Source organism: Paenibacillus sp. FSL R7-0048, assembly GCF_038004505.1.
GTDB classification, from domain to species: Bacteria; Bacillota; Bacilli; order Paenibacillales; family Paenibacillaceae; genus Paenibacillus_AQ; species Paenibacillus_AQ odorifer.
The window spans coordinates 5,287,272-5,313,643 of the sequence record NZ_JBBORF010000001.1 but is presented as its reverse complement, the minus strand read 5'-3'; the positions used below and the strand labels follow the sequence as shown (position 1 = coordinate 5,313,643).

Genomic DNA, 26,372 nt, shown 5'->3' with positions numbered 1-26,372 from the left:
ATGTATAAGGAGTTGTCCTCATGATTGAAAATCCAATACTATCAGGTTTTAATCCGGATCCATCTATTGTTAGAGTTGGTGAAGATTATTATATCGCAACCTCAACATTTGAATGGTTTCCAGGAGTACAGATTCACCATTCAAGAGATTTAAAGCACTGGCGGCTACTTACCCATGTTCTTACAGAGGAATCACAGCTTAATATGGTTGGAGATCCCGACTCCTGTGGAATCTGGGCCCCTTGTTTGACATATGATAATGGGCTTTTTTATTTGATTTATACAGATGTAAAGAGCCGATTAGGTGTGTTTAAGGATACTCATAACTATCTCGTCACAGCAAAGTCTATTGAGGGTCCCTGGTCCTCACCTGTCTATCTGAACAGCAGCGGTTTCGACCCGTCGTTATTCCATGATGAAGATGGACGGAAATGGCTTGTCAACATGCTATGGGATCACCGCGCTAAGCACAATTCATTTGGGGGTATCGTCCTTCAAGAATATAGCATACAGCAGCGAAAACTAATCGGCGAACGGAAAAATATTTTTTTAGGAACTCCGATTAGATCCACTGAAGCACCCCATTTGTACAAGCAGAACGGTTATTATTATTTGTTAACCGCTGAAGGCGGTACCAAATATGATCATGCCGCAACGATGGCGCGTTCTAAAAGTATAGAAGGACCTTATGAGGTAGACCCGCAAAACCCCATTTTGACTTCTTCAAACCGGAAAGAGTTATATCTTCAAAAATCAGGCCATGGCTGTATAGTGGAAACTCAAGCAGGAGAATGGGCTATGGTACATTTAGTGGGAAGGCCTGTAGCTGATGATTTTTGCATCCTTGGTCGTGAAACAGCAATTCAAAAAATGGAGTGGAATGATGAGGGCTGGCTGCGGATTAAAGGCGGGGGTAACGCTCCGATTTCTATGATTCATGAGTTCTCTTTGCCGGAGCATACTTTTCCTGATGAACCGGATACCGATCATTTCAACAGCAGCAAATTAGGAATCCATTGGAATACGCTGAGGCTGCCGGCAGATGATACATGGCTTACACTAACAGAACGTCCTGGATATTTGCGCTTGAGTGGAAGAGAATCGTTTAATTCGAAGCATCGCCAGAGTCTTGTTGCCCGTCGCCAGCAAGGGATAAACTGTGAAGCGGAGACTATGCTGGAGTTTCAGCCTGATCATTTTCAGCAGATGGCTGGGATGGTATTATACTACGACACTCAAGACTATGTATATTTGCGGATCAGCCGTGATGAGGTGCTCGGCAAATGCCTTGGGCTTGTCCGCTGTGTAAAAGGTAAGTGGGAAGAAATTTCGGATGCAGAAATTTCTATCGAGGAAGCCGAATACTGCAAGTTAAAAGTCGTCATCTTTGGCAGGGAAGCCTGCTTTTATTACGCTATAAATGATGGAGAATGGACGCCGATTGGTCCGAAGTTGAATATTCTGCATCTTTCAGATGAGGGTGGAGAATTTATAAGGTTTACAGGCAATTTTATAGGTCTCTGCGTTCAGGATTTAAGTGGTACAGGCAAGCATGCGGATTTCGATTATTTCCGCTATACCGAACACACACGTGAAGGAGGTAATTAATTTGGCAATCATTAAATTCCCCGATTCTTTCCTCTGGGGAGCGGCTACGGCAGCCTATCAGGTTGAAGGAGCCTTTAATGAAGACGGCCGGGGATTGTCTATATGGGATACTTTCGCACATATTCCGGGAAATACGCATGATGGGGACAACGGAGATATAGCTTGCGACAGCTATCATCGATATGAAGAGGATATCGCACTTATGAAGGAGCTTGGCATCCAGACCTACCGATTTTCGATTTCCTGGCCGAGAATTCTGCCGAATGGAACGGGTGAAGTAAATGCTAAAGGTCTTAACTACTATCACCGCTTGGTCGATAATCTGCTTGAGAATGGAATTGAACCTTTTTGCACCTTATATCACTGGGATCTTCCGCAGGCTTTGCAGGATCTGGGTGGCTGGAAGAACCGTGATACTATCGACGCTTTTGTCCGGTACTCCGAAATCATGTTCAAGGAATTCAGCGGCAAAATCAAGTACTGGGTAACCTTCAATGAACCTTGGTGTGTATCCTTTAAAGCTCACTACGAAGGAGATCAGGCACCGGGTGAACAGAATCTGCAGAGTGCCATTGACGTTGCCCACCATATTATGATCGCTCATGGAAAGAGCGTTCAGCGGTTTCGCCAACTTGGCTTGTCCGGACAAATCGGGTACGCTCCCAATGTCAGCTGGCGTGAACCATTCAGCTCTAGACAGGAGGATATAGAAGCCTGCTACCGCAGAGTGGGCTGGATGGTAGAATGGTTCATAGACCCTCTACTTAAGGGTGAGTATCCGGAGTTTATGATACAAGCCTTTGCAGCTAAAGGAGCACATGTGCATATTCAACCTGGTGATATGGAATCAATTAACCAACGGATTGATTTTCTCGGTATCAACTATTATATGGGATCGGCCGGACGCTATAAAAAAGGTGAAGGCTTATTTGATATGGAAGACATTGATGAAGGCTATGAACGTACCGATTTCAACTGGCCGATCTATTCACGCGGCTTCTATAAAGTCCTAGTACATATTACAAAGCGTTACGGACCCATCCCTATCTATATTACCGAGAATGGGGCATGCTACAATGATGAGCCTACCTTGGGCAGAGTTCATGACGGGAAGCGGATTGAATACTTGCGTAAACATCTGATTCAACTCAGTCGGGCAATAGAATCCGGTGTGCAAGTAAAGGGATATATTACTTGGTCTCTAATGGATAATTTTGAATGGGCTTCCGGCTACAGCAAACGTTTTGGGCTGATCCACGTGGATTATAACACGCTTGAAAGGACGAAGAAAGACAGTTTCTACTGGTACGAAAAACTAATAGCTAAAGGGTGGCTAGAAACTTAACTGTTGGTTCTTACTGCCAGCAAGCCCCGATGGAACAAAACCCAAAAATAGCGCTTCTCCATTAACGGAGAGGCGCTATTCTACTACTAACTTTATTGATTTTTTAGGATAGACATTATAAATTAATAAGTTTTAAAATTCTTTACATATAGGTTTTTTGAAAGCTTTTTGGATTTGTAATAAAGATAGTAAAAAAATGAGAAATGAATGAGTGAAATTAAAACACTGGGTATATAAGCATTGTGAATACCTAGTGAATATCCAATAACTATATCATAAAGGTGTATGCAGTACGAACTATCCCAAGCTGAATTGGAGCAAAAGTTTGATATGCAATCTTTGTAGCAATAAAAGAAGCACTCCATAATAAAATGGCTGTGATACATGCTAGGAAATATAAGTGAGTCGATGGATTCTTCTTCATTAAGCACCCTTCTTTATAAGCCACTTCTGCAGCATCTTTATTTTCGCTTATCTTATCAGAGACAATTGAAAAAATCCAATAAGTAAACTGAACTTGATTGGGTGGGTTCTACTAATGTCGAAATAGAGCATAGATAAGCTCTTTTTCATCTGTGAAATCCACATTTGAACAGTTTTTATCTTATATCAACTAAAAGTCTATACCCTTAAACTTTTAGTTGATATGTATATATGCACTAGTGTGTTAAATTCGATTATGTATTAAAGGTGATTCATTACATGAAATTAATTACAGGAGATGGTGAAAGGGAGGAAAGCATGTTATAAAGGGAAGCATATAACGGACGGAGTAATTTGATTCGTATGAAAAAAGGGGAAAATTTATAAGATGCAATTTTTTCCATTAGAAATTATGTTTGTCAGACAGTAATCAAAGATAGGTAATGATGTAAGCGGTTAACAATCTGTTTAAATGTTCCTTAAAATTTAAAAACACGGAGGATTTTTATGAAAAATATAAAGGGTTTAAAAACGCGGTTTATGGCAATTGTGATGGTTGCAACTATGGCTCTAGGACTTGCAGCCTGTGGTGGCGGAAGTAAAGATATTTCCGGTACTTATTCCATTGACTATACGACTGAGCAACTTTCAGGGAATTTATCTAGTAACGGATATTTGATTGCTATCAATGCTACGCAGAAGAACACTTTGGTTCTGAACAAGGATGGAAACTATGAATACACCAAAGTTGTTAGCGGAGAAACGGCAAAAGTTGCTTTGACTTATAAGTTTACTGGTAGCTACACGAACGACGGTACTGCGGTGACTTTGAAAGTACCGACTGATGTGGAATTCAATGAGGACTGGGGACAGCTAAAAGAAGCTGGCAAAACGAACTCTGAAGGCAAAGCTTCTGAAGGCGCGACTGTGCAAAAAGCGGAAGGTGTAAGTATTGAACCTTCGAAATTCTTCTCATCACCGTACTATGCTGAGAGCGAAGCCAAAGATGTAGCAATTACAGTTGATACCGATAACGATTCATTTACTTTTGCTGAAGCAACTAGCTCTGATGATGAATAACGCACGCGAATTAGAAAAAGGAGGATTATTCTGTGTCAAGTAAAAAAAGGATGAAAAAAAAGCCCTATCTGATCCTATGGTCTAGTGTGTATATTGTTATTTTATGCGTAGTCGTTGCGCTTAATAGTGTGGCTATTTATTGGGATAAGGCTTTAGGCGAATTTATGGGGACGGTTGGGGAAGGTGTTACTTCCTCGGGTACTTCCGAAGTGGACACAGAGTACTATAAAAGTGAATATAGCTCCACTGATGAATTACACAAAGCACAGCAGACACTTGCTGAACAGATTGTTGGGGAAGGTACCGTATTATTAAAGAATGATGATGTTTTGCCTTTACAATCCGGTTCTAAAATCAGTTTGTTCGGGCTGTCTTCTTCTATCGGGGCAGCGTCCGGTTCGGGTTCCGGTGAAGTTAGTGAAGCTTTGGATAATTCATGGAGTAAGTCCATCGGTGATGCAGGTTTTGAAATTAATGAAACGCTATTAAATTTCTATGCAAACTCCGGACATAAGCGCGGCATTGGTACTGCGGCAAGTGATGGTACCGCTAAAGGTGAGTGGAAAGTAGATGAAGTTCCTCAAGCAGAATTCACACAAGAAGTAAAAAACAGTTATTCTGCTTATAAAGATGCGGCGGTGGTTATCTTCTCACGCGGAGGCGGTGAAGGCGGTGACTTACCTACAGAGATGTCCAGACATGAAGGCTCTTCCGACGAGAGTTATCTTGAACTTGATTCGAACGAACGTGACCTGTTGAAAGCGATTAAAGATGCAGGCTTCGAAAAAACAGTAGTTATTATTAACAGTTCCGGTGCTATGGAACTTGGTTTTGCGGATCAGGAAGAATTCGGAGTTGATGCTTGCCTTTGGGTGGCAGGAACAGGTGCTACCGGTATTAATGCAATGGGTAAAGTTCTATCAGGTGAAATCAATCCATCCGGCAGATTGGTTGATACCTATGTATACGATAATTTCTCTTCTCCTGCTATGCAGAACTTCGGTGATTATCGTTACGCTGATGCAAGTGGCAAGCTTACAGATTATTCCTATGTGAACTATGGAGAAGGTATTTATGTCGGCTATAAATACTATGAAACCAGATATGAAGATGTTGTCATGGGAACGGAAAATGTAGGAGATTATAATTATGATTCTACTGTGAAGTATCCGTTTGGTTACGGATTGAGCTATACAGATTTCAAATGGAGTGATTACAGTGTTACCCCGAATGGGGAAGATGTCACTGTAAAAGTAACAGTAACCAATACAGGGAAAGTTGCAGGTAAGGATGTTGTAGGAATTTATTATCAATCACCCTACACTGATTATGATAAAGAAAACGGAATCGAAAAGGCCTCTGTAAATCTTGTTGAATTCGCGAAAACAGGACTGATTGAAGCGGGGCAATCCGAAACCATAGAAATATCCTTTGGCAAAGAAGAAATGGAATCCTATGATGCGAAGGGAGCAAAAACATATATTCTAGAAGACGGTGAATATCATATTACAGCAGCTCCTGATGCACATGCTGGGGTGAATAATATTCTTGCTGCCAAACAATACACAACGGATAACGGAATGACACAAGCTGGTGATGCTGCTATGGTTGGCACATACACAGTGAATGAATTCACTAAGCTGGACAAATCCGCCTCTGGCGGTACCATTACTAATAAATTTGATGAAAGTGTTATCAGCGATTATACCTATCTCACCAGAAGTAATTGGAAAATGATGGATAACGGTGCTCTGACCTATGCTACCGGAACCATGCAAGGGGTATCTAATGTTACAGACGCAGCAGGTACTGTTGGGACTATAACTGCAGACGAGAATACACTAGCTGCTCTGAAGGAGACGGGTCGAGCTGCTTCGGGAGTCCCTGAGGGCAACAGTTATCCGGAATCTTCAACTTATACCTATGGAACAGACAACGGTTTGGAATTAGTTGATTTACGAGGTAAGGATTATAACGATCCGATGTGGGATGATCTGCTTAATCAAATGAAACTTTCTGAAATGCACTCTTTGTTTGGCAAGGGTGGTTATGGTACATCTGAAATACTCAGTATCAACAAACCTAAGACATTTGAATACGATGGACCATCCGGGATTGCTAACTTTATCTCTGGAGAGAGCAGTTTCTCATTCCCGGCTGAAATTGTTTTGGCGGCTACCTGGAATGTGGAACTTGCTGAGCAGATGGGGAAACTCATCGGTGAAGATGGTATTAGTACAAAGACAAGCGGTTGGTATGCGCCAGCTATTAATACCCATAGAACACCTTTCTCTGGAAGAAACTTTGAATACTTCTCAGAAGATGGTATTCTTTCAGGGAAAATAGCGGTAGCTGAAGTTGGTGGCGTTCAGTCTAAGGGAGTTTATGTATACCTGAAGCATTTTGCACTCAATGATCAAGAAACAAATCGTGCTGCTAATGGTCATGTAGCGACCTGGTCAAACGAACAAGCAATCCGGGAAATCTATCTCAAGCCATTCCAGTATGCGGTAGAGAGAGCGGATGCCCACGGTGTTATGACAGCACTCAACCGTATTGGGACGAAAATGACAAGCGGACATTATAACCTTCTTACAGATGTTTTAAGAGGGGAATGGGGCTTCAAGGGTGTTGCTATAACGGACTACTTAAGCGGTCAAACTGGTGGATCTGTTGACATGATGCTCTCTGCAGGTATGGATTTAGTGCTTGCTACTGCTGCAAACACACTTTCGGATGCAAAACAGGATTGGAGCAGATACGAGCTTAGGGAGGCAGCACACAATGTGTTGTATAATACCGTAAATAGTCTGGCAATGAACGGCTTTGAACACGGTTCTGACTATAAAGCAGGTACTCCTGTTTACAAAATTATTCTTTATGCATTTGACTTGTTAGTGGCTGTAGGTATTCTATTCGGAATAATTTCAGTAGTGAAAAAAGTAAGAATGACTGATGAGCAATATGCAAACCGTAAGAGAATGAGCAAAAAGGCAAAACGTATCCTTTGGATAGTATTAGGTATTGCCATTGTTACTATCGCCATTGTATTCTTTATAGTTGTCCTGCCGCTCCTTCAAAAAGCATTTTTAATGTAGCTGTAAGTACGTAAAAGAATAAATAAAAAGCGCAGGCTGTAATTCACATTGGTGATTTGCAGCCTGTGTATATTTAATGAGAGGTTTTGCTTAAGATTGGATATTAAATTCCGGAAAGGAGGAGTATGTAATATATCTGCAGGAAATTACAATTTTCATGCATGAATTGTGCTAAGCCACCAGTAATAATCCTATAAGCGTAGGAGTGTGAATTATCTTGGAAATACGCATGGCGGATTAGTTGAAATAAAAAATCAGTGGTATATACTCTACCATAGACACACTAATCGTCATTCTTATTCCAGGCAAGCATGGGATGGAACTCATCCATTGTACTTCCAGTTTATGGGGAGAGGGAGTATTGATTTTATGTCATTTGAATTAAAAGCTTCTAAAAAGAGGAATTAAAGATGAAATATAGAGATTTAATTAAGGAAATGACTTTAGAAGAGAAGGCTTCCCTAATGTCAGGGAAAGATTTCTGGACCACTCAAAATATTGATCGTCTTGGAATCAGTAGTATGTTTCTTGCCGATGGTCCGCATGGGATTAGAAAGCAGGCAATAGCATCAGATAAGCTTGGACTTAATGCAGGGATTCCCGCAACTTGCTTCCCAACAGCTGCGACAGTAGCGAATAGCTGGAATGTGGAATTGGGGGAGACAATCGGAGAATATCTTGGGCAAGAGGCTGTTGCACAGAAAGTTAACGTGCTTCTGGGACCTGGTGTTAACATGAAGAGAAATCCCCTATGTGGTAGAAATTTCGAGTATTTCAGTGAAGATCCTTATCTTGCCGGTAAAATGGCTGCTGGTTATATTAGAGGTGTTCAATCACATGGAATTTCAGCTTGTGTGAAGCATTTTGCTGTTAACAATCAGGAAGAAAGACGCATGGCTATTGATACAATTGTTGATGAAAGAACACTCAGAGAAATCTATCTGACTGCATTTGAAATTGCAGTGCAAGAAGGCAAAACTAAAACCGTCATGACTTCCTATAATAAGTTAAACGGGACTTACACCAATGAAAACATGCACTTAATGCAAGAGATTTTGCGGAAGGAATGGGATTTTAACGGAGTGGTGGTCACTGATTGGGGCGGCAGTAATGATCGCATAGCCGGACTGCTAGCCGGTAATGAGCTGGAAATGCCAACAACCGCAGGGGAAACAGATCGGGAAATTATTCAGGCGATTCATACCGGAAAAATTAAAGAAGAAGTACTGGATGAATGTGTAGACAGATTACTGGAGCTTATTTTTACAACAGAAGAAGCCTATAAGAAGATTCATGTTGATTTTGACGTGGAAAGGCATCATAGAGTAGCACAGAAGGCTGCGGAAGAGTCTATTGTCCTATTAAAAAATGAGGGGAATATACTACCGCTGAAATTCGGTAAAAAAGTTGCGGTAATTGGAGATTTTGCCAAAGATGCACGATACCAGGGGGCAGGATCCTCTATTGTAAATCCTACCATTCTGGATCATACATTAAATTGTTTTGAAGAATCGGGAATTATCAGTATTGGTTTTGAAGCTGGCTTTGAACGCTACGGACAGAAAAATATTGAAAAAGTAAAAAGCGCATGCCTGCTTGCGGAAAAAGCAGATGTTGTTCTTCTATATATTGGCCTGGATGAAGTTACTGAAGCAGAGGGACTTGACAGGCAGAATATGAAAATTCCTGAGAATCAGATAGATTTGTTAGATGCCGTATTTAATGTTAATCCCAATATTGTGGCGATTCTTTCTTGCGGTTCTGCAGTTGAAATGCCATGGATTGGTAAAGTACGAGGATTAGTACACGGTTATTTAGGCGGACAAGCAGGAGCACGATCCATTCTTAGAGTTTTGTCGGGTGATGTGAATCCTTCAGGCAAATTAGCTGAAACATTCCCCCTCCAATATGAGGACACACCTTCTCTTCTTCATTTCTCAGGTAAAGAGGTTACTGTTGAGTATAGGGAAAGTATTTTTATTGGTTATCGTTATTATGATACTGCCAATATTGATGTGCTCTTTCCGTTTGGATTCGGGCTCAGCTATACAACCTTTGAATACTCGGATATTCAGATTGCTAAGGAGGGAGTAACATTTAAGCTAACCAACTCGGGGCGAGTTGCCGGAATGGAAATTCCGCAGCTTTATATCCGATGTAAATCTGATGCAATATTCAGACCTAATATGGAGTTGAAGGGATTTGTTAAGATTTTTATAAATGCGGGTCAAACGAAGACGATAACTATTCCATTTGACGACAAGACATTCCGCTATTTTAATGTAACAACAAATCAATGGGAAATTGAAGAAGCGGAGTATGAGATTATCATTGGTGCTTCAAGCGCTGATATCAGACTAACCGGTATCCTTGCGGTAGAGGGGACGGGAGCTCCTATCCCATATAACAAGGTTAAGCTTCCATCGTATTATTCTGGAAAAGTAAATAATGTCGGTCTAGAGGAATTTGAGTACTTGCTTGGAGATAAGGTGCCTATATCCACATGGGACCGGACACAACCGCTTAGTTACAATGATACGATTGCGCAATGTCAGTATGCAAAGGGCAGATTTGCAAGATTAGCCTATCATACAATCGTTTTTGCACATTGGTTTTTGAGGAAAATAGGCAAGCGGGACACAGCGAATCTAATAATGATGTCCATTTATCATATGCCGTTCAGAGGAATAGCAAGAATGACGGGCGGTGTAGTGAATATGCCAATGCTGGACGGGATTTTAATGATTGCAAACGGGCATTTCTTTAAAGGATTGAATCATGTAATAAAAGAAAGAAGAAAGATGCGAAAATACCGTAAAAGCATCAATACACTGGAAATAGGCAGTAGGCAGAGATATGAATAAAGACGCATTAGAATGTTTTATTAAAGTGTATGAGAAGAAAAGCGTGACGTCGGCGGCCAAGGACTTGTTTATATCTCCGCAAGGATTAAGTAAAACTATAAAACTGTTAGAATTAGATGTAGAAGCAGAGTTATTCTTCCGAGGTCCCCATGGAATGGAGGCTACTGATTGCGGAGAGTTATTGTATGCACGGGCTAAACATCTCTGTTATCTTATGGATGATATCAAGAAAGAAATTGGTATCATGAGTGGAGGAAAGAGCACTTTAAATGTCTTGGTTAATTTCTCCACAACACCTTCTGTTCCACCAGATATATTGTTTGGATTTACCAATATGTATCCACAATTCCAAATGAGACTAAGAGAATTCCCGGATGAGTATCCAATTGGCCGGATATTTCAAGAGGAGTTTGATGTCGGGATCGTATTGGGACAGCAGGAAATTGATAATTGTGAAATTGAATTAATTCAATTATCTGAAGTAGTAGCGGTTGTATCCAAAAATCATCGGTTGGCAGGAAGAGATGAGATTTCGATAATGGAATTAGAACATGAACAACTTGTCTTGAAATCTGTGGAAAAAGGGAAAGAGCACAGTTTAATAGATAAATGTTTAGAACATGGGTTTACACCTCATGTTGTTCATGAATTTAGTAATATTGCTACTGCTCACATACTCTGCGAAGAGAGTGGATATCTAGCCATTTCAGTAGATCTTATGGAAGAGTTCTATAGCAATGAAAATTTAAAAATTATAAGATTAATCGAGAAGATTCCCCAGAATATTTATTTGGTCAGTAGAAAAAGAGATATTCAGACTAGAGCAGTTTCGTTATTTCTTAGTTATATTAAAAATTATATTAATGAGAAAACAGGTCATATTGATGTGGAGTAATACATCATATGACCTGTTTTTTATGCTTTAAACTAAAAGTTTATCCCTCTAACTTTTTGGTTGATGGAGAATTCAATAGATAGGGGGTAATATAAAAAGTGCAGGATGAAACTTAAAATTTACGTATATATATAAAATGTAAGGGAGGGGGAGTAAGTAAATGAAAGCGTAGACAATCCCCTTTCTTATAATTGGAGAGAGTTCCTGTAGGTGGAGACATACTAAATTACAAAAAGAGGAATCTAAATGAAACATAAAAGTTTGATTGGAAAAATGACTTTGGAAGAGAAAGCATCTTTAATGTCAGGAAAAGATTTTTGGACCACTCAAAACATAGATCGTCTTGGAATCCCTAGCATATTTTTGGCGGATGGACCGCATGGCATTAGAAAACAGGCAGCAGCAGCAGATCATCTAGGCCTTAATGCCAGTATTCCGGCAACCTGTTATCCAACTGCTGCGACAGTAGCCAATAGCTGGAACTTGGAACTTGGCGAAAAGCTTGGAGAGTATCTTGGGGAGGAAGCCGTTGCACAGCAAGTCAATGTTCTTCTAGGACCTGGTATTAATATGAAAAGGAATCCTCTTTGCGGAAGAAACTTTGAATATTTCAGTGAAGATCCATACCTTGCCGGTAAGATGGCTGCCGGTTACATTCGAGGTATTCAATCGCATGGGATTTCAGCATGTGTGAAGCATTTTGCAGTGAACAACCAAGAAGAGCGACGGATGTCGATTGATACTATTGTCGATGAAAGAACGCTTAGGGAAATCTATCTGACTGCATTTGAAATTGCAGTTAAGGAAGGCGAAACGAAAACGGTTATGTCCTCCTATAATTTATTGAACGGAAGTTACACAAATGAAAGCACGCATTTGATGAAAGAAATCCTGCGGGATGAATGGGATTTCAATGGGGTAGTGGTAACTGATTGGGGCGGCAGTAATGATCGTGTAGCAGGCTTGTTAGCAGGTAACGAATTGGAGATGCCAACAACAGCAGGCGAGACCAATGAGGAAATCATTCGAGCCATTCGAAGCGGAGAAATCGCAGAAGAAGTATTAGATGAATGTGTAGATAGACTGCTTGAGCTTATTTACACAACAGAGATAGCTTCTAGTAGGCCTAAAGAGTATAGTGTGGAAAAGCATCATAAGGTAGCACAGTGGGCCGCAGAAGAGTCTATAGTTCTTCTTAAAAATGACGAGAAAATATTACCCCTGAAAAAAGGGAAAACGGTTGCCGTGATTGGAGATTTTGCAAAAGCCCCTAGATACCAGGGAGCTGGATCCTCTATCGTAAATCCAACCATACTCGATAATGTTTTAGAATGTTTTGACAATTCGGATATTGTCAGCATCGGATATGAGCCGGGATTTGAACGTTACGGGAAGAAGAATTCAAAAAAAATAAGCAAGGCTTGTGATATTGCTAAAAAGGCAGATGTTGTCCTTCTCTATATGGGACTTGATGAAGTTACGGAAGCTGAAGGATTAGACAGGAAAAGCATGAAGATACCGGAGAACCAGATTGATTTATTAAATGCTTTGTATGAAGTGAACCCCAACATTGTGGTGATTCTCTCTTGTGGTTCTGTGGTAGAAATGCCCTGGATTAATAAGGTTAAAGGATTGGTGCATGGTTATTTAACTGGGCAAGCTGGTGCGAGAGCCACAGTCAGGATTTTAACAGGTGATGTAAATCCTTCGGGAAAGCTGGCAGAAACTTATCCCGTTCGTTATGAAGATACCCCTTCCTATTACCAATTTCCGGGCAAGGAGGTTAGCGTTGAGTATAGAGAGAGCATTTATATTGGCTACCGTTATTATGATACGGCAAATAAGAAGGTGCTTTTCCCGTTTGGTTACGGACTTAGCTATACAAACTTTGAATACTCGAACATTCAGGTATTCAAGGATCAGGTAACATTTAACTTGACTAATACCGGAGATGTATCCGGTATGGAGATTGCTCAACTGTACGTAGGTTGTATGTCAAAGGATATTTTCAGAGCTAACAAGGAATTGAAGGGATTTACTAAAGTATTTCTAGAAGCGGGTGAAACTAAAGAAGTAACCCTGTCATTTGATGATAAAACCTTCCGCTACTTCAATGTAAAAACAAATAAATGGGAAGTTGAAGAAGCGGAGTACACGATCAATATTGGTGCTTCAAGTGCTGAGATCAGATTAAAAGGCACCTTATTGGTGGAAGGAACAGGTGCACCACTTCCATATGATAAGAAGAAGCTTCCTACCTATTATGCAGGTGTAGCAAGCAATGTCAGCTTAGATGAATTTGAGAACCTAATTGGATATAAAGCGCCTGTGTCTAAATGGGATAGATCACAACCACTGGGTTATAATGATACGATTGCCCAGTGCCAGTATGCAAAGGGGGGCGCTGCAAGATTTGCATACCATTTGATGGTTTTTGCACATTGGTTCTTAATTAAGATTGGAAAAAGAAGTACAGCTAATATCATCATGATGTCTATCTATCACATGCCCTTCAGAGGTGTTGCGAGAATGACAGGCGGTATTATGAATATGCCAATGCTGGATGGAATCCTGATGATCGTAAATGGTCGTTTCTTCAAAGGATTCAATCATGTACTAAAGGAAAGAAGTAAAATGGTGAAGGTCGCTAAGGTAAAAAAGACCATACCAAACGCGATAAAGGAGACGTAGAATAAAATGAACGATGTAAATATTAATAATAAAAAATCAGGTACGGGTTTAGTGGGGGCTTGGAATAATTACAAGGAAAAGCATCCTAGTATTGCCCAGTTTCTAGTCTTCTTTTTGCTTAGTACCGGAATGACCGTATTACAACTGATTATGATGCCTGTGTTCAAAGGTATATTCGCACAAACATCATTAGTCGATACAAGCTTTCGAATTTTGCAGTTTGGCCATAATTTTGATGGAAGTGATTATTATCTTTTTGATTATGGATCAGGTTCACTTGCTTCCGGCGGTGGAGGCGGGCTTGCCTATTTCCTCGCAGTTCAAATTACGATTGGAATTGCCCAGATCATTAACTTTTTCTTACAGCGGAATATTACATTTAAGTCTAACAGCAATATTTGGACGGCTGCCTTCTGGTATGTATTGGCTTATTTTGTAATAACAATAGGCGCTGCTGCAGCTCAAGGGTTTTACAAAGCCCCTGTTTATAACTTGTTGATGAATACTTGGGGGATGGGCTCATTTGGTGAAACAGCAGCAGATCTTATTACAATGATGATTAATGCTGCAATTTCCTTCTGGGTATTCTATCCGATATTTAAAGTGATTTTTAAGCAAAATCCAGAAAAATAGGGAAGTAAAGGTAGTGTTCGTATGAAACTATTATCAGTGGTAATTCCTTGTTATAACTCACAAGACTATATGAGATATTGCATTGAGTCCCTTTTGCCGGGGGGCGAGGATGTAGAGTTGCTGATAGTAAATGATGGCTCCATGGATCAGACCGGAGAAATTGCGGATGAATATGCCCACAAATATCCGTCTATAATTAGAGTAATTCATCAGGAGAATGGCGGACATGGAGAAGCTGTTAATGCCGGTATCCGAAATGCGAACGGGTTGTACGTAAAGGTAGTGGACAGTGATGATTGGGTAGATACAAGGGCCTATCTCAAAATTCTAAAAACCCTACGTGATTTTGGTACAGCAGAGAACTCTATGGATATGGTTATCAGTAATTTTGTATATGAAAAAGAAGGCGCAAAATATAAGAAAATTATGAAATATGATAATGTGCTTCCAGAGGGAATCGTTTTCTCCTGGGACGATATTAAGCGTTTTCGTAAAGGACAATATATCTTGATGCATTCTTTAATTTACAGAACCCAGCTATTAAAGGACTGTGGACTGGAGCTTCCGAAACACACCTTTTATGTAGATAACTTATTCGTATATGTACCGCTCCAGCATGTTAAGAAAATGTACTATATCAATGTGGATTTTTACAGATATTTCATTGGCAGAGAAGATCAATCGGTCCAAGAAAATGTCATGATTAAAAGAATCGATCAACAGATTAAGGTTAACAAGCTTATGATTGAGCAGGTACAAATTAGTAATATTGAAAGTCCAAAGCTTCAGCAATATATGCTTCATCATTTGGAAATAGTGACGGTTATATCCGGTTTCTTCTTAATACGTTCAGGAACGGCTGAGAATCTTGAGAAGAAGAAGGAACTATGGAGGTATATCAAGCACAAAGACGTAGAGCTGTATCGTGATCTCAGATATGGTATTATGGGTGGTTTATTGAACTTACCAGGCCGCCCGGGACGCAGTATTTCAGTTGGAGCATACAAAATAACACAAAGACTAGTTGGTTTTAACTAAAACATTGATAATCGCTATAAGCCTTGAACGGGTGTGGAAGAGACTCCGAACCATTTCGCCGTGGTTCCATCTCTGCACTCGTTTTTTCTTTGCATAGCAAAATATTATTGGAGAGTGACATTTATGAATAAAAAATATGACTATCTAATAGTAGGGGCAGGTTTATATGGTGCTGTGTTCGCTCATGAATTGAGAAAAGCAGGGAAAACATGCCTGATCATCGATAAACGGGACCATATCGCAGGAAATATATATACCGCAAAGGTTGATGGTATTCAGGTGCATAAATATGGTGCGCATATTTTTCATACCAGTAATAAGGAGGTGTGGATTTATCTAAACCAGTTTGCTGAATTCAACAGATACATTAATAGTCCTATAGCAAATTATCATGGTGAAATCTATAATTTGCCCTTTAATATGAATACATTTAATAAAATGTGGGGAGTTGTAACACCGGATGAGGCCAAGAAGAAGATAGAACAGCAGCGTAAAGAAAATTATGTTGAGAACCCTCAGAATTTAGAGGAGCAGGCTATAAACCTGGTTGGCCTAGATGTATATAACAAACTCATTCGTGGCTACACGGAGAAGCAATGGGGTCGTTCCTGCAAAGAAATACCTGCATTTATTATCCGCAGACTGCCCGTTAGATTTACTTACGATAATAATTATTTCGATGATCCCTATCAGGGTATACCCGTAGGCGGATATACGGGAATGATTAAACGAATGATTGAAGGCATTGAAGTGAGGCTGGGGACAGATTACCTTGAAGATAAAGTGAAATGGGATGAACTCGCTGAAAAGATAGTCTATACAGGCCCAGTCGATGCGTATTACGGCTACAGATTTGGTGTTTTAGAGTATAGAAGCTTAAGGTTTGAAACAGAGGTTATAAATATGACTAACTATCAGGGAAATGCTGTAGTGAATTATACAGACAGCAGAACACCGTATACTCGCATAATTGAGCATAAGCACTTTGAATTTGGCACTCAGCCTAAGACAGTGATTAGCCGAGAATACAGTGAAGAATGGAAACGGGGGGACGAGCCCTATTATCCCATAAATGATAGCAAAAACAGTGTGCTGTATGAAAAGTATAAAGCATTAACAGAAACTCAAAGCAATGTTATATTTGGCGGCCGCCTAGGGGAATACAAGTATTATGATATGGATAAGGTTGTAGAAGTTGCTTTACAGAAGGTACGAGAGGTTTTGCAGTCTGCATTATGATCCGAATGAATTAATACTTCCGCTGCACCTTGAAGAAAAGGAGTTTAACTAAATTGAATATTACCCGAACACTTCGTTTTAGATTAACACTACTCATTTTGATGCTGACGCTCATACCTCTGTTTAGCCTTGCCATATTTCAAATTAATCAGTTTGAAAGCGGAACCACTCACAGCATTGATAACCAAAAACTGGATTTAGCAGAAAGCAATATTACCACCATTGACCGCTGGCTGAACACTAAGGTTTCAGCCATTAATGAGGTGCTGAGTGCAACGAAAGGATATTATCAACTAGACGCATCACAGAAATTAGCTGCCGTTCAAGCGGTTGATAAGACTGATGAGGAAGTCGTTTCAATCACTGTTATAGAAGCAAGTAACGAGGAAGATAGTGACTTGGCAAATCAAGAGTTTTATCAAAGAGCAAGGAATACGAAAGAACCGGTCATAAGCGATTTACTCCCCGGTTTTACAACTGAAGCGAACCTAATTATGCTCGCTGTCCCATATCTGGATGACAAGAATGAGTATCAAGGTATGATTATAAGTGTTTTTACTGGGAGTGCATTGAAGCAATCCATTGGACAAATTCAACTTGAGAAAACAGGATATGGAGTACTGCTATCCAGCAAAGGAGACTTCATGTATCATCCTGATGCTGAAAAATTGAACACTAATTATCAAAATACGCTAAAAAGCGAAAGTATGCTTGATGCATTCACTAATTCAATTTTAGTAAAGGAACACGGATCAATTCTTTATACCGATGATGACGGTATAAAGAGAACTGCAGCTTTCTCTACAGTTCAAAGTACAGGTTGGAAAGTACTCGTTACTGTGCCGGAGGAAGAAGCCTATGCACAGGTTCATTCAGCACTTACAACTACCAGGATTATCATTATATTTACCATAGTATTGGTAATTCTTATTTCAATCACTATAACAGGCTTAATTACTACTCCCATAAAACGTCTTTCTAAGTTTGTGAATTTTATGGCGCAAGCTGATTTTACATCAGTTATTCCTGCGAATATAGCAAAGCGCAAAGATGAGGTAGGGCAATTGGCTCAATCTTTGGAGAAAATGTCAGGATCTATTCGTGAGATCCTTAATCAGGTGAACGAAGAAACATCGAATGTGAAATCTAATATCACCCATTCTGCGCATAGCATGTACGTGCTGGGAACTCAGGTTGAGGAGGTTTCAGCAACAACCGAGGAGATGTCAGCCGGTATGGAAGAAACAGCGGCGATGGCCCAGCAAATGAGCGAAACTTCTGCGGAGATTAAGCAAGCCGTAAGTTCGATTGCTGATAAGGCTCAAGTTGGATCTGCTATGGCTGAAATGATTTCTGATCGAGCGAAACAGTTGAAGGAGACAGCAATAGCCTCAAGGGATGCAGCACATATAATATACAATGCCATTGATACAGAATCTAGATTAGCGATTGAACAAGTCACGGCTGTTGAGCAGATTCATCTATTGACAGACTCTATTCTGCAAATTACATCTCAAACGAATCTGTTGTCGTTAAATGCCGCAGTAGAGGCTGCTCGTGCTGGGGAAGCAGGCAAAGGATTTGCTGTAGTTGCAAGCGAGATTCGGAAATTGGCAGAGAATTCGGCAAACACGGCTAGTGAGATCCAGAGGGTCACATATAATGTAATTGATTCTGTAAAGGGATTAACATTAAGTTCTAGAAAAGCATTAGAGTTCATTGATAAGAAGGTCATTAAGGATTATAACGCGATGGTCGATACTGGGGAACAATATTACAAAGATGCTGAGTCTATACAACTTCTGGTTACAGATTTCAGTGTGACCGCAGAACAATTACTAGCTTCCATACAAAATGTGGTTTATTCCATTAATGAAATCACCGCTTCAAATAATGAAAATGCTCAAGGAACAAGCGACATTGCGGATCGATCCTCGGAATTGCTTAGCCAATCTGCGGAAGTAGCTAAGCTCATGAAAGTCTCAGAGGAAACCGCACAAAAGTTACTGACAGCTGTGTCTAAATTTAGAATATAATAGTATGATTGCTTTTATGCTGAGCCAGACCTTGCATCTATAGAGGGTCTGACTCGGACTCTTTTAGTAAGAAGTACGGTGAATTTAATATCAAATAAATGAATTTAACATAAATTTTGCGGATGCAGATAATTCTCTCTTACTCTCTGGAGTGTCCTTGCCTGTAGTGGTGAAAGCATGGAAACAGTTTGTATACTCGGTTGTCTCAACGAATACACCTGCTTTTCTGGCTTTCTCAGCAACATATTTACTGTCAATGGCCAGAAACTCACCTTTATCATACACAATCTTCATTGGTGGCAAACCTTTAAAATCAGCAAGGATAGGTGAAATATAAGGATTCTTTAGATCTTGATTAGGGGCATACATCTTTGTAAGCTGATTCATACCAGCAGCGGATACTGTTGTTTCATCAGGACTATCTTTTCTCACTATTCTACCTGACATATCTGCGACAATACTATTAATAACAAGTGATGCAGGTAATTTGAACTTCTCATCCCGTGCCTTTAAGGCAATCACTAAAGATAAATAAGCGCCGCCACTTTCTCCAATAATGCTTATTTTGCTATCTGGATTTTTTTCGACTAGATGTTTATAAACTGCGTAGGAGTCATCAAATCCTGCAGGAAAAGGATCTTCCGGAGCTAATCGGTATGAACAGGCAACTACTGTACAACCTGTGGCGAGCGCTAACTGAGAAGAGTACGGGCCTGCAGTTAGGCGATCTCCCGTAACTAATCCTCCACCATGAACATAATAGACGATGTTATTACTAATAGGATTCTCAGGTTTAAAGATGGCAACATCGACTCCAGCGAAAGTATCCAAATGTAACGCTACACCCTTCTCAACTAAATACTTCCACAAATATCTCAGGATAATCCGTTGAGATATTATCATTTTCAATATAATGGGTCATAAAACCAACTGCGATATTAGCGCACATATTTGCTTCCATTTCTGCATGAGGTCCATGAGAAGAAGCAAGATATTCTTCCTGAATAAATTTTTTTAATGCGCTGATAATATCTATTTGTTCCGTCCTGATTTTCATCAGAGATTTTAACGCGGTTCTATTTTTAATGAAATATGCGCTGCTCAGATCATTGATTTCGCTGAAATGTACTGGTTGCTTTATCTTTGACAATAATTTTCTCGAAGGGCTTATTTTGCAGCAGCTCTAAAAATGCATTCATAATATTTCTGTCCGTTCGCTTATATTGCAGATTTTATCATTTGGTTTTTCGTTATCTAAATGAAGCATTCCGGTTGAACTGATATGAGAGTAGGATTTTGGATGTCGACTTGTCCCAGAATATTTTCGTGCCAGCCTGGAGAGTCCTCTCCGTTCTGTAGTTTCGGTAGACGGAAGCCAGTTCATCCTGTCTGGAACAGCGCCGGAGCATGTCTCCCCTAACTACTTCAACATCGAGGAACCCGTCCGGTATGGAGAGAAGGGATTAAATTACACAGGACGGTTAGCCATCATTCACCAAGGCGGGGGATTAAAGGCAGATCTGAACGGTTTGCATGTTTTCGGTGCCACCAGTGCTACCCTTTACTTCAGCGCAAGCACATCGTTTGATACACATACAGGCGCCAGCAGCCCCGGCCGGGACCCTGAGAAGCTTACAACTGAAATCATGGGGGCAGCCCTTGCTCAAGAGTACTCTGATCTCTTCAACCGACACCTTGAGGATTACCGCCGGTTGTTTGGCAGAGTCTCCCTGTATCTCGGAGAGAGTCCCGCTCCTGAAGACATGCCGACTGACAAGCGCATCGCCGAGTACGGAGCCCGCGATCCCGGCTTAGTAGAGCTTTTGTTCCATTATGGACGTTATCTGCTTATCGCGAGCTCGCGTCAGGGAACCCAGCCGGCGAATCTTCAGGGAATCTGGAACGAAGACACCCGGGCACCCTGGAGCAGCAATTACACCCTGAACATCAATACCGAAATGAATTATTGGGCTGCAGAGACCTGTAACATGGCTGAACTACATGAGCCGTTGATCCGGTTTATTGAGCGGCTGTCCGAGAACGGCAAAAAGACGGCGGAAATTAACTACGGAGCAGGGGGCTGGGTGGTGCATCATAATTCCGATTTGTGGGCGCAGACGGCGCCGGCTGGTGAGTACGGGCATGGGGAGCCGGTCTGGGTGTTATGGCCAATGGGCGGCGTCTGGTTAACCCAGCATCTATGGGAGCATTATGCCTTTAGCGGTGACAAGGAGTTCCTGCGAAATGTAGCCTACCCGGTAATGAAGGAGGCTTCGTTATTCTGCCTGGATTGGCTGGTGGAGGATGATGAAGGTTTCCTGGTGACCTCACCATCCACTTCCCCGGAGCACAGGTTCCGGACGGATAATGGGCTGCATGAAGTGACTAAGGCTTCCACTATGGATCTTATATTAATCCGTGAACTGTTTGACAACTGCTCTAAGGCCGCAGAGCAGCTGGATGTAGATCAGGATTTCACCGCAATACTGGCGAACCGGCTTCAGAGGTTAAGACCCCTTCGGATTGGCAGTAAAGGACAACTACAGGAATGGGCCGGGGATTATGAGGATGAGGATGTACCTCACCGTCATGTTTCCCACCTTGCAGGAGTATATCCGGGACGGACGGTTACAGAGCATATTGACCCGGAGCTGTATAAGGCAGCTAAGCAATCATTGGATATCCGGGGCGATGAAGGAACGGGATGGAGTCTCGGATGGAAGATCAGCCTATGGGCCAGATTCAAACAGGGCAACCGCGCCTTAGGCTTACTCTCGAATTTGCTGACACTTGTAAGTTCGGGGGATTCGGAAACTCGTAGAGGGGGCGTGTATGCCAATCTGTTCGATGCCCATCCTCCATTTCAAATTGACGGTAACTTCGCAGCAACGGCCGGAATTGCAGAGATGCTGCTGCAGTCTCATCAAGACTATATCGAGCTGTTGCCGGCGCTCCCCGGGAATTGGAGGGACGGTTATGTCAAGGGACTGCGGGCCAGAGGAGGCTATGAGGTTGATGTGGAATGGAATGACGGGCACTTATCAGCAGCGGAGATTAGAGCTTCGATTACGCAGACCTGCCATGTGCGGGCTGACCGCATGCTGCATATCACCTCCGGCGGCAACGAAGTCAGTGGGCAGCAAATGACGGATGGAAGTGTTGCTTTCCAAGTTGAACAGGGGAAATGTTATTCGCTGTTGAATAGATTAGGAGAGAAGGGGCTATCCCAAACGCCATGAAATGGCTGCTTGGTGTAGCCCTTATTTGTGCGGATGGTAATAGGTAATCTTTACGTGGCTCGACTCTTAGCTTCATGTTCAACCAGACGTTGCAATAATTCCTTCGAAGCCTTCATACCTCTGCCCTGAAGCTGCCCCTCTGCAATCGAATTCCGTATAGATTCTACATCCTGGGCCTTCACCTTACCGCCATGATGGAAACGATTGAACGCCTGATAATCTAACGGCAGCATATCTTGTTCCATTTTAAGATGTATTTTGGCTGTCAGGTAGGGGCCCATCACTAAACCCATAATCTTGCCGATCAGACCATGCTTGGGCAAGGCTGCTATTTCACCCTGCGCACGGCAGGCGAGCCGCCAAAGATCTTTATTGGCGATAACGGCCGTGAAATTCGGCCAGCCTGCGATATCACAGGCGGCATACACGGGAAAACCTATGCTTGAGTAAATATTGAACATAGCCGGACTGACCTGACCACAGCGTGAGACCCCGGATTCATTATACAGTGCCACAAATTGCTTGGCTGCTAGTTTATTATTATTTTCGACCTGGAAACCGATCTTGTTCGCTGGATGTTTGTAACAGACAATGGCTTGGGCAATGAGTTTGGGGTCTGTGGGTTCACGTACAGGCAAGCCTGCCTTGGACTGATGACTTAATGTCCCCAGTATTCCTCTCAACAGTTGGTTTTCCGGAATTCTCATGGTTAGAAGATAATGTTCACGAATCCCGCTTCCAAACGCATTCATAATTACTGTAGTTGTAGAGTTACGAACGATATCACCCAATCGGGATAACATAGCTGCGCCTTCTGGTGAACGGCTCACACTGCCGTCTAATGTAATAATAATAAATGAATACTGCTGAGGCTGTATTTCTTCTATATCCTCTATGACATTAAAGCCGCTGAATTCTTTCAACGTGGCATCGTCATAGCAATATAGCTTCTGAGGAGGATCGAAGGCTGCTTTACGTCCTTTTCGTACAAGAAAGGTAATACCGGCGCCTGATAAGTGGAGATGGTATCCTACAGAGAAACCTACTGCTCCAGCACCTACTATAAGAATGTTTGTTTTATTTGAGGGAATTGTCATTGTAGTTCATCTCCTTAACGATTCATTAAGTGAACACTTGTTGATTTAATATCGTAAAGACAGTATAATCTACACATCTAAGCAATCACAATCATCAATGTATTTGCAAATGGTATGAAGTAAACAGATTACATCTATTATGTTGATCGGATAGAACAAGGGGGAGCTTATGGTTGGAATTAAGAATAATAGAAGAACTAAATATACGATCAATCTCATTAAGGAGAGCTTCCTGTTTCTCTTGGAAACCAAAAAATTACCGCAAATAACGGTTACTGAAATATGCAACCGCGCAGATATTAACCGTGGTACTTTTTATTTGTACTACAAAGATCCTTATGAATTATTTGAAGTTATGCAGAATGAATTTAATAATGAATTAGCGGAAACATTGCAAGAAGGAGACAAGCCCTGTACATCTGAAGAATCCATGATCAACCTGTTGAACATCATTCAAGATAAGAAAACCATGTATCAGATCCTAATTTCGGAGAGTGGAAAAAGCGGGTTTTTAACACGAATCTTACTTGAGCAAAACTCGAACGAACCGTTTATAATGGACTATTCCTTCACATACAAGGTTCATGGGTCGATTGGAGTTATTAATCAGTGGCTCGCGTCAAATGACGGAGAAAGCCCGCAAACCATTGCCAGACTCATTCTTTCCTTGGGTCATGAGAACATAAACGTTCGAAAATAGGTTCTAAGAGACTTTTTAGAAATCTATATAATAATTGCTGCAATAATGTACTACATTCAATCGACTCTTTCGATGTATTCTTAAAGAATATATTGAAGGGGGCCTCACTGTGAATATCGTATCATTCCTATTATATTGTTTTATTGTTACTTTTACGCCTGGACCCACAAACATTGTCATATTATCTACTGTTAATAATTTCGGGTCAAAAAAAGCTATGAGATATACGTACGGAGCAACCATTGCCTTTGGCATGCTTCTTGCGGTATCTGCTGTTTTGAATACTGCTCTAATCACAATTATTCCGAAGATACTAATTTATATGCAAATTATTGGTAGCTTATATATGCTTTATTTGGGGTATCAAATCTCAAAAATGAATACTTCTAAATCATCTACAAACCAAACGGGTACTTTTTCATCCGGCTTCTTCATGCAGTTCTTAAATCCTAAGGTAATCATATTTACGTTGACGGTATTGCCGAATTTTATTATGCCATATTATGATTCGGTACCAGTAATTTCAATAAGTGTTGCGGTTGTAACCCTTATCGGATTTTTAGCATTTGCAACTTGGGTTCTTTTCGGTACAATCTTCAAGGAGTTTTTACAGAGAAACCAGAAAGTAGTTAATTTCCTTATGGCATTATTTATGGTGTACGCAGCAGTAATGATCTGGATATAGGGATGAGGGATGTTTCGTGAACAAATTTATCTATAAGAGATCAGCTGGTATTACTGCGTTATCAGCACAGATTAGCGATTTTGAGTACAAAAATCACTCTCATCAAGAATATGCAATTGGCGTAACATTACGCGGTATTCAACATTATCATTTGAATGGCAACTTACAGCTATCTCATCCAAAAGGAGTTATGTTATTTAATCCGGAACAAACACATGACGGAAGAGCATATGACAAAATAGGGCTTGATTATATTATGCTTTATATCGAACCACAAATGATTCTAGATCTTATAGAGAAAAAGGATGTTGTACGTCTTTTAGAACCTGTTGTGTACAGTTCTAAGCTAAGACAAAAAGTGTTAAGTCTTTTTCGCGCTATATCAAATGAAAGAGATGAGGCATTATGCTACGACTTGTTTATTACTTTAATAGAAAGCCTTATGCAAACCGATCTCTCTTCAGATTATAAAAGAGATGATACTGTAATTCGGAGAGCGAAAAATATTATTCATCAAACGAACTTGGAGAGCATGCTTAGAATCGATGATATATGTAGTGAGCTTGATCTATCTAAATTTCAATTCATCCGTTTTTTTAAGGCGCATACGGGAATCACTCCATATCAATACTTTCTTAATTTAAAGGTTGACTATGCGAAGCGGATAATTGAAACCTATGGAGATATTTATTTAGCGGTAGCTATGTGTGGTTTTGTAGATTTAACTCATTTAAATAAATTATTTAAGAATGTTTATGGGACAACCGCATTTGATTACATGTCACATATAAAAAACTAATGATATACTAACTCAACAGTTTGAGGAGGAAGTGTGCTTGATACAAACAACTGATTTACTAAAAATGAAGCGAAATCAAGATAAAATTGTAATGATTACTGCCTATGATTATCCTTCTGCAAAACTTGCAGAGAAAGCGGGCGTAGACGTCATTTTAGTTGGGGATTCACTAGGAATGGTTGTTTTGGGATATGATTCAACCATTCCTGTTACACTCGAAGATATGATTCATCATACAAAAGCCGTCAAACGAGGAGCAAAAGAGACCTTTATCATTACAGATATGCCTTTCTTAACCTATCATCTATCAGTTAAAGATACATTACTTAATGCCGGAAAATTAATTCAGGAAGCCGGTGCCCACGCAGTGAAACTTGAAGGTGCCGATGACGTAATCGAACATATTGCAGCCCTGACGAGTGCGGGGATTCCTAGTTGCGCGCATCTTGGCTTAACCCCGCAAACAGTCGGCGTCTTAGGAGGATATAAGGTACAGGGGAAAGATGCAGTAGCAGCTAAGAAACTGTTGGAAGATGCTAAAAAATGTGAAGCTGCAGGGGCATTTGCTCTTCTTTTGGAATGTGTACCAAGACAACTCGCAGGGGAAGTATCCCAAGTACTTTCGATTCCGGTCATAGGTATAGGTGCCGGTGTAGATGTAGATGCCCAGGTTCTTGTCTACCATGATATAATTGGTTATGGTGTTGAGAGAGTTGCTAAGTTTGTAAAACAGTATCAATCAATGGATAATCAAATATTAGACGCTATTAAAGCGTATACTGTTGATGTGAGAAATAGTCAGTTTCCTGAAGAGAGACACTCCTTTACGATGAAGGAAGAAGAATTGAATGCACTCTATGGAACAAAATGAATTCATCTGTAGCTATAGAGTAAAACGTTACT

General features: G+C 40.8%; 19 protein-coding genes. 16 read left to right on the top strand and 3 right to left on the bottom strand.

The genetic code is table 11. From position 1 onward, the window contains the following. Positions 1 to 20: 20 nt before the first annotated feature. The 11 genes from NSQ91_RS23660 (at position 21) to NSQ91_RS23610 (ending at position 18,949) form a co-directional block, all read left to right on the top strand. Entirely contained in the window at positions 21 to 1,607 is a 1,587-nt protein-coding gene (locus tag NSQ91_RS23660; RefSeq protein ID WP_076191930.1) for a glycoside hydrolase family 43 protein, read from the top strand. A 1-nt stretch (position 1,608) separates the two neighbouring features. After that, the gene (locus NSQ91_RS23655; protein ID WP_076191928.1) at positions 1,609 to 2,952 is read left to right on the top strand and encodes a GH1 family beta-glucosidase; all 1,344 of its coding nucleotides are present in this window, start codon (positions 1,609 to 1,611) and stop codon (positions 2,950 to 2,952) included. Between the two features lie 930 nt (positions 2,953 to 3,882). Beyond that, complete coding sequence (locus NSQ91_RS23650; RefSeq protein WP_076191925.1) at positions 3,883 to 4,455, top strand: hypothetical protein; 573 nt, start codon at positions 3,883 to 3,885, stop codon at positions 4,453 to 4,455. A gap of 32 nt (positions 4,456 to 4,487) precedes the next feature. Further along, on the top strand, positions 4,488 to 7,553 hold the full coding sequence (locus tag NSQ91_RS23645; RefSeq protein WP_076304616.1) for a glycoside hydrolase family 3 N-terminal domain-containing protein: 3,066 nt from the start codon (positions 4,488 to 4,490) through the stop codon (positions 7,551 to 7,553). A 410-nt stretch (positions 7,554 to 7,963) separates the two neighbouring features. Then, entirely contained in the window at positions 7,964 to 10,417 is a 2,454-nt protein-coding gene (locus NSQ91_RS23640) for a beta-glucosidase family protein (RefSeq protein ID WP_076304615.1), read from the top strand. Further along, the gene (locus tag NSQ91_RS23635; protein ID WP_076304614.1) at positions 10,410 to 11,312 is read left to right on the top strand and encodes a LysR family transcriptional regulator; all 903 of its coding nucleotides are present in this window, start codon (positions 10,410 to 10,412) and stop codon (positions 11,310 to 11,312) included. The genes NSQ91_RS23640 and NSQ91_RS23635 overlap by 8 nt, the downstream gene beginning before the upstream one ends. 246 nt (positions 11,313 to 11,558) lie before the next feature. Next, positions 11,559 to 14,003: a beta-glucosidase family protein gene (locus NSQ91_RS23630; protein WP_076191912.1), complete on the top strand. Its 2,445-nt coding sequence runs from the start codon at positions 11,559 to 11,561 to the stop codon at positions 14,001 to 14,003. Positions 14,004 to 14,009: 6 nt separating this feature from the next. Further along, positions 14,010 to 14,636 (top strand): hypothetical protein, encoded by a 627-nt coding sequence (locus NSQ91_RS23625; protein ID WP_076191910.1) that lies wholly within the window; start codon positions 14,010 to 14,012, stop codon positions 14,634 to 14,636. 21 nt (positions 14,637 to 14,657) lie between these two features. Continuing rightward, entirely contained in the window at positions 14,658 to 15,674 is a 1,017-nt protein-coding gene (locus tag NSQ91_RS23620) for a glycosyltransferase family 2 protein (protein WP_076191908.1), read from the top strand. Positions 15,675 to 15,797: 123 nt separating this feature from the next. Beyond that, positions 15,798 to 16,913, top strand: coding sequence for a UDP-galactopyranose mutase (gene glf / locus NSQ91_RS23615; RefSeq protein WP_076191905.1), 1,116 nt, complete (start codon positions 15,798 to 15,800; stop codon positions 16,911 to 16,913). A 53-nt stretch (positions 16,914 to 16,966) separates the two neighbouring features. Then, positions 16,967 to 18,949: a methyl-accepting chemotaxis protein gene (locus tag NSQ91_RS23610; RefSeq protein WP_076191902.1), complete on the top strand. Its 1,983-nt coding sequence runs from the start codon at positions 16,967 to 16,969 to the stop codon at positions 18,947 to 18,949. Between the two features lie 90 nt (positions 18,950 to 19,039). Here NSQ91_RS23610 and NSQ91_RS23605 read toward each other — a convergent pair whose 3' ends face one another. Beyond that, entirely contained in the window at positions 19,040 to 19,780 is a 741-nt protein-coding gene (locus NSQ91_RS23605; RefSeq protein WP_076191900.1) for an alpha/beta hydrolase, read from the bottom strand. A gap of 19 nt (positions 19,781 to 19,799) precedes the next feature. Next, positions 19,800 to 20,099, bottom strand: a complete 300-nt coding sequence (locus NSQ91_RS23600; RefSeq protein WP_076191898.1) for a hypothetical protein — start codon at positions 20,097 to 20,099, stop codon at positions 19,800 to 19,802. Positions 20,100 to 20,478: 379 nt separating this feature from the next. On the opposite strand from NSQ91_RS23600, the gene NSQ91_RS23595 reads away from it, so the two are divergent. Then, positions 20,479 to 22,188 (top strand): glycosyl hydrolase family 95 catalytic domain-containing protein, encoded by a 1,710-nt coding sequence (locus tag NSQ91_RS23595; protein WP_076191895.1) that lies wholly within the window; start codon positions 20,479 to 20,481, stop codon positions 22,186 to 22,188. Positions 22,189 to 22,238: 50 nt separating this feature from the next. On the opposite strand, the gene NSQ91_RS23590 is transcribed toward NSQ91_RS23595, so the two are convergent. Then, entirely contained in the window at positions 22,239 to 23,285 is a 1,047-nt protein-coding gene (locus NSQ91_RS23590; protein ID WP_076191892.1) for a ketopantoate reductase family protein, read from the bottom strand. Between the two features lie 169 nt (positions 23,286 to 23,454). On the opposite strand from NSQ91_RS23590, the gene NSQ91_RS23585 reads away from it, so the two are divergent. The 4 genes from NSQ91_RS23585 (at position 23,455) to panB (ending at position 26,340) form a co-directional block, all read left to right on the top strand. Further along, positions 23,455 to 23,985, top strand: a complete 531-nt coding sequence (locus tag NSQ91_RS23585; RefSeq protein ID WP_076304613.1) for a TetR/AcrR family transcriptional regulator — start codon at positions 23,455 to 23,457, stop codon at positions 23,983 to 23,985. Positions 23,986 to 24,094: 109 nt separating this feature from the next. Next, on the top strand, positions 24,095 to 24,670 hold the full coding sequence (locus NSQ91_RS23580; protein WP_076191887.1) for a LysE family translocator: 576 nt from the start codon (positions 24,095 to 24,097) through the stop codon (positions 24,668 to 24,670). 16 nt (positions 24,671 to 24,686) lie between these two features. Further along, positions 24,687 to 25,469 carry an AraC family transcriptional regulator gene (locus NSQ91_RS23575; RefSeq protein ID WP_076191884.1) on the top strand — a complete coding sequence of 261 codons (783 nt, stop codon included), beginning with the start codon at positions 24,687 to 24,689 and terminating at the stop codon, positions 25,467 to 25,469. Positions 25,470 to 25,506: 37 nt separating this feature from the next. Next, positions 25,507 to 26,340, top strand: coding sequence for a 3-methyl-2-oxobutanoate hydroxymethyltransferase (gene panB / locus NSQ91_RS23570; RefSeq protein WP_076191882.1), 834 nt, complete (start codon positions 25,507 to 25,509; stop codon positions 26,338 to 26,340). Positions 26,341 to 26,372: the final 32 nt, after the last annotated feature.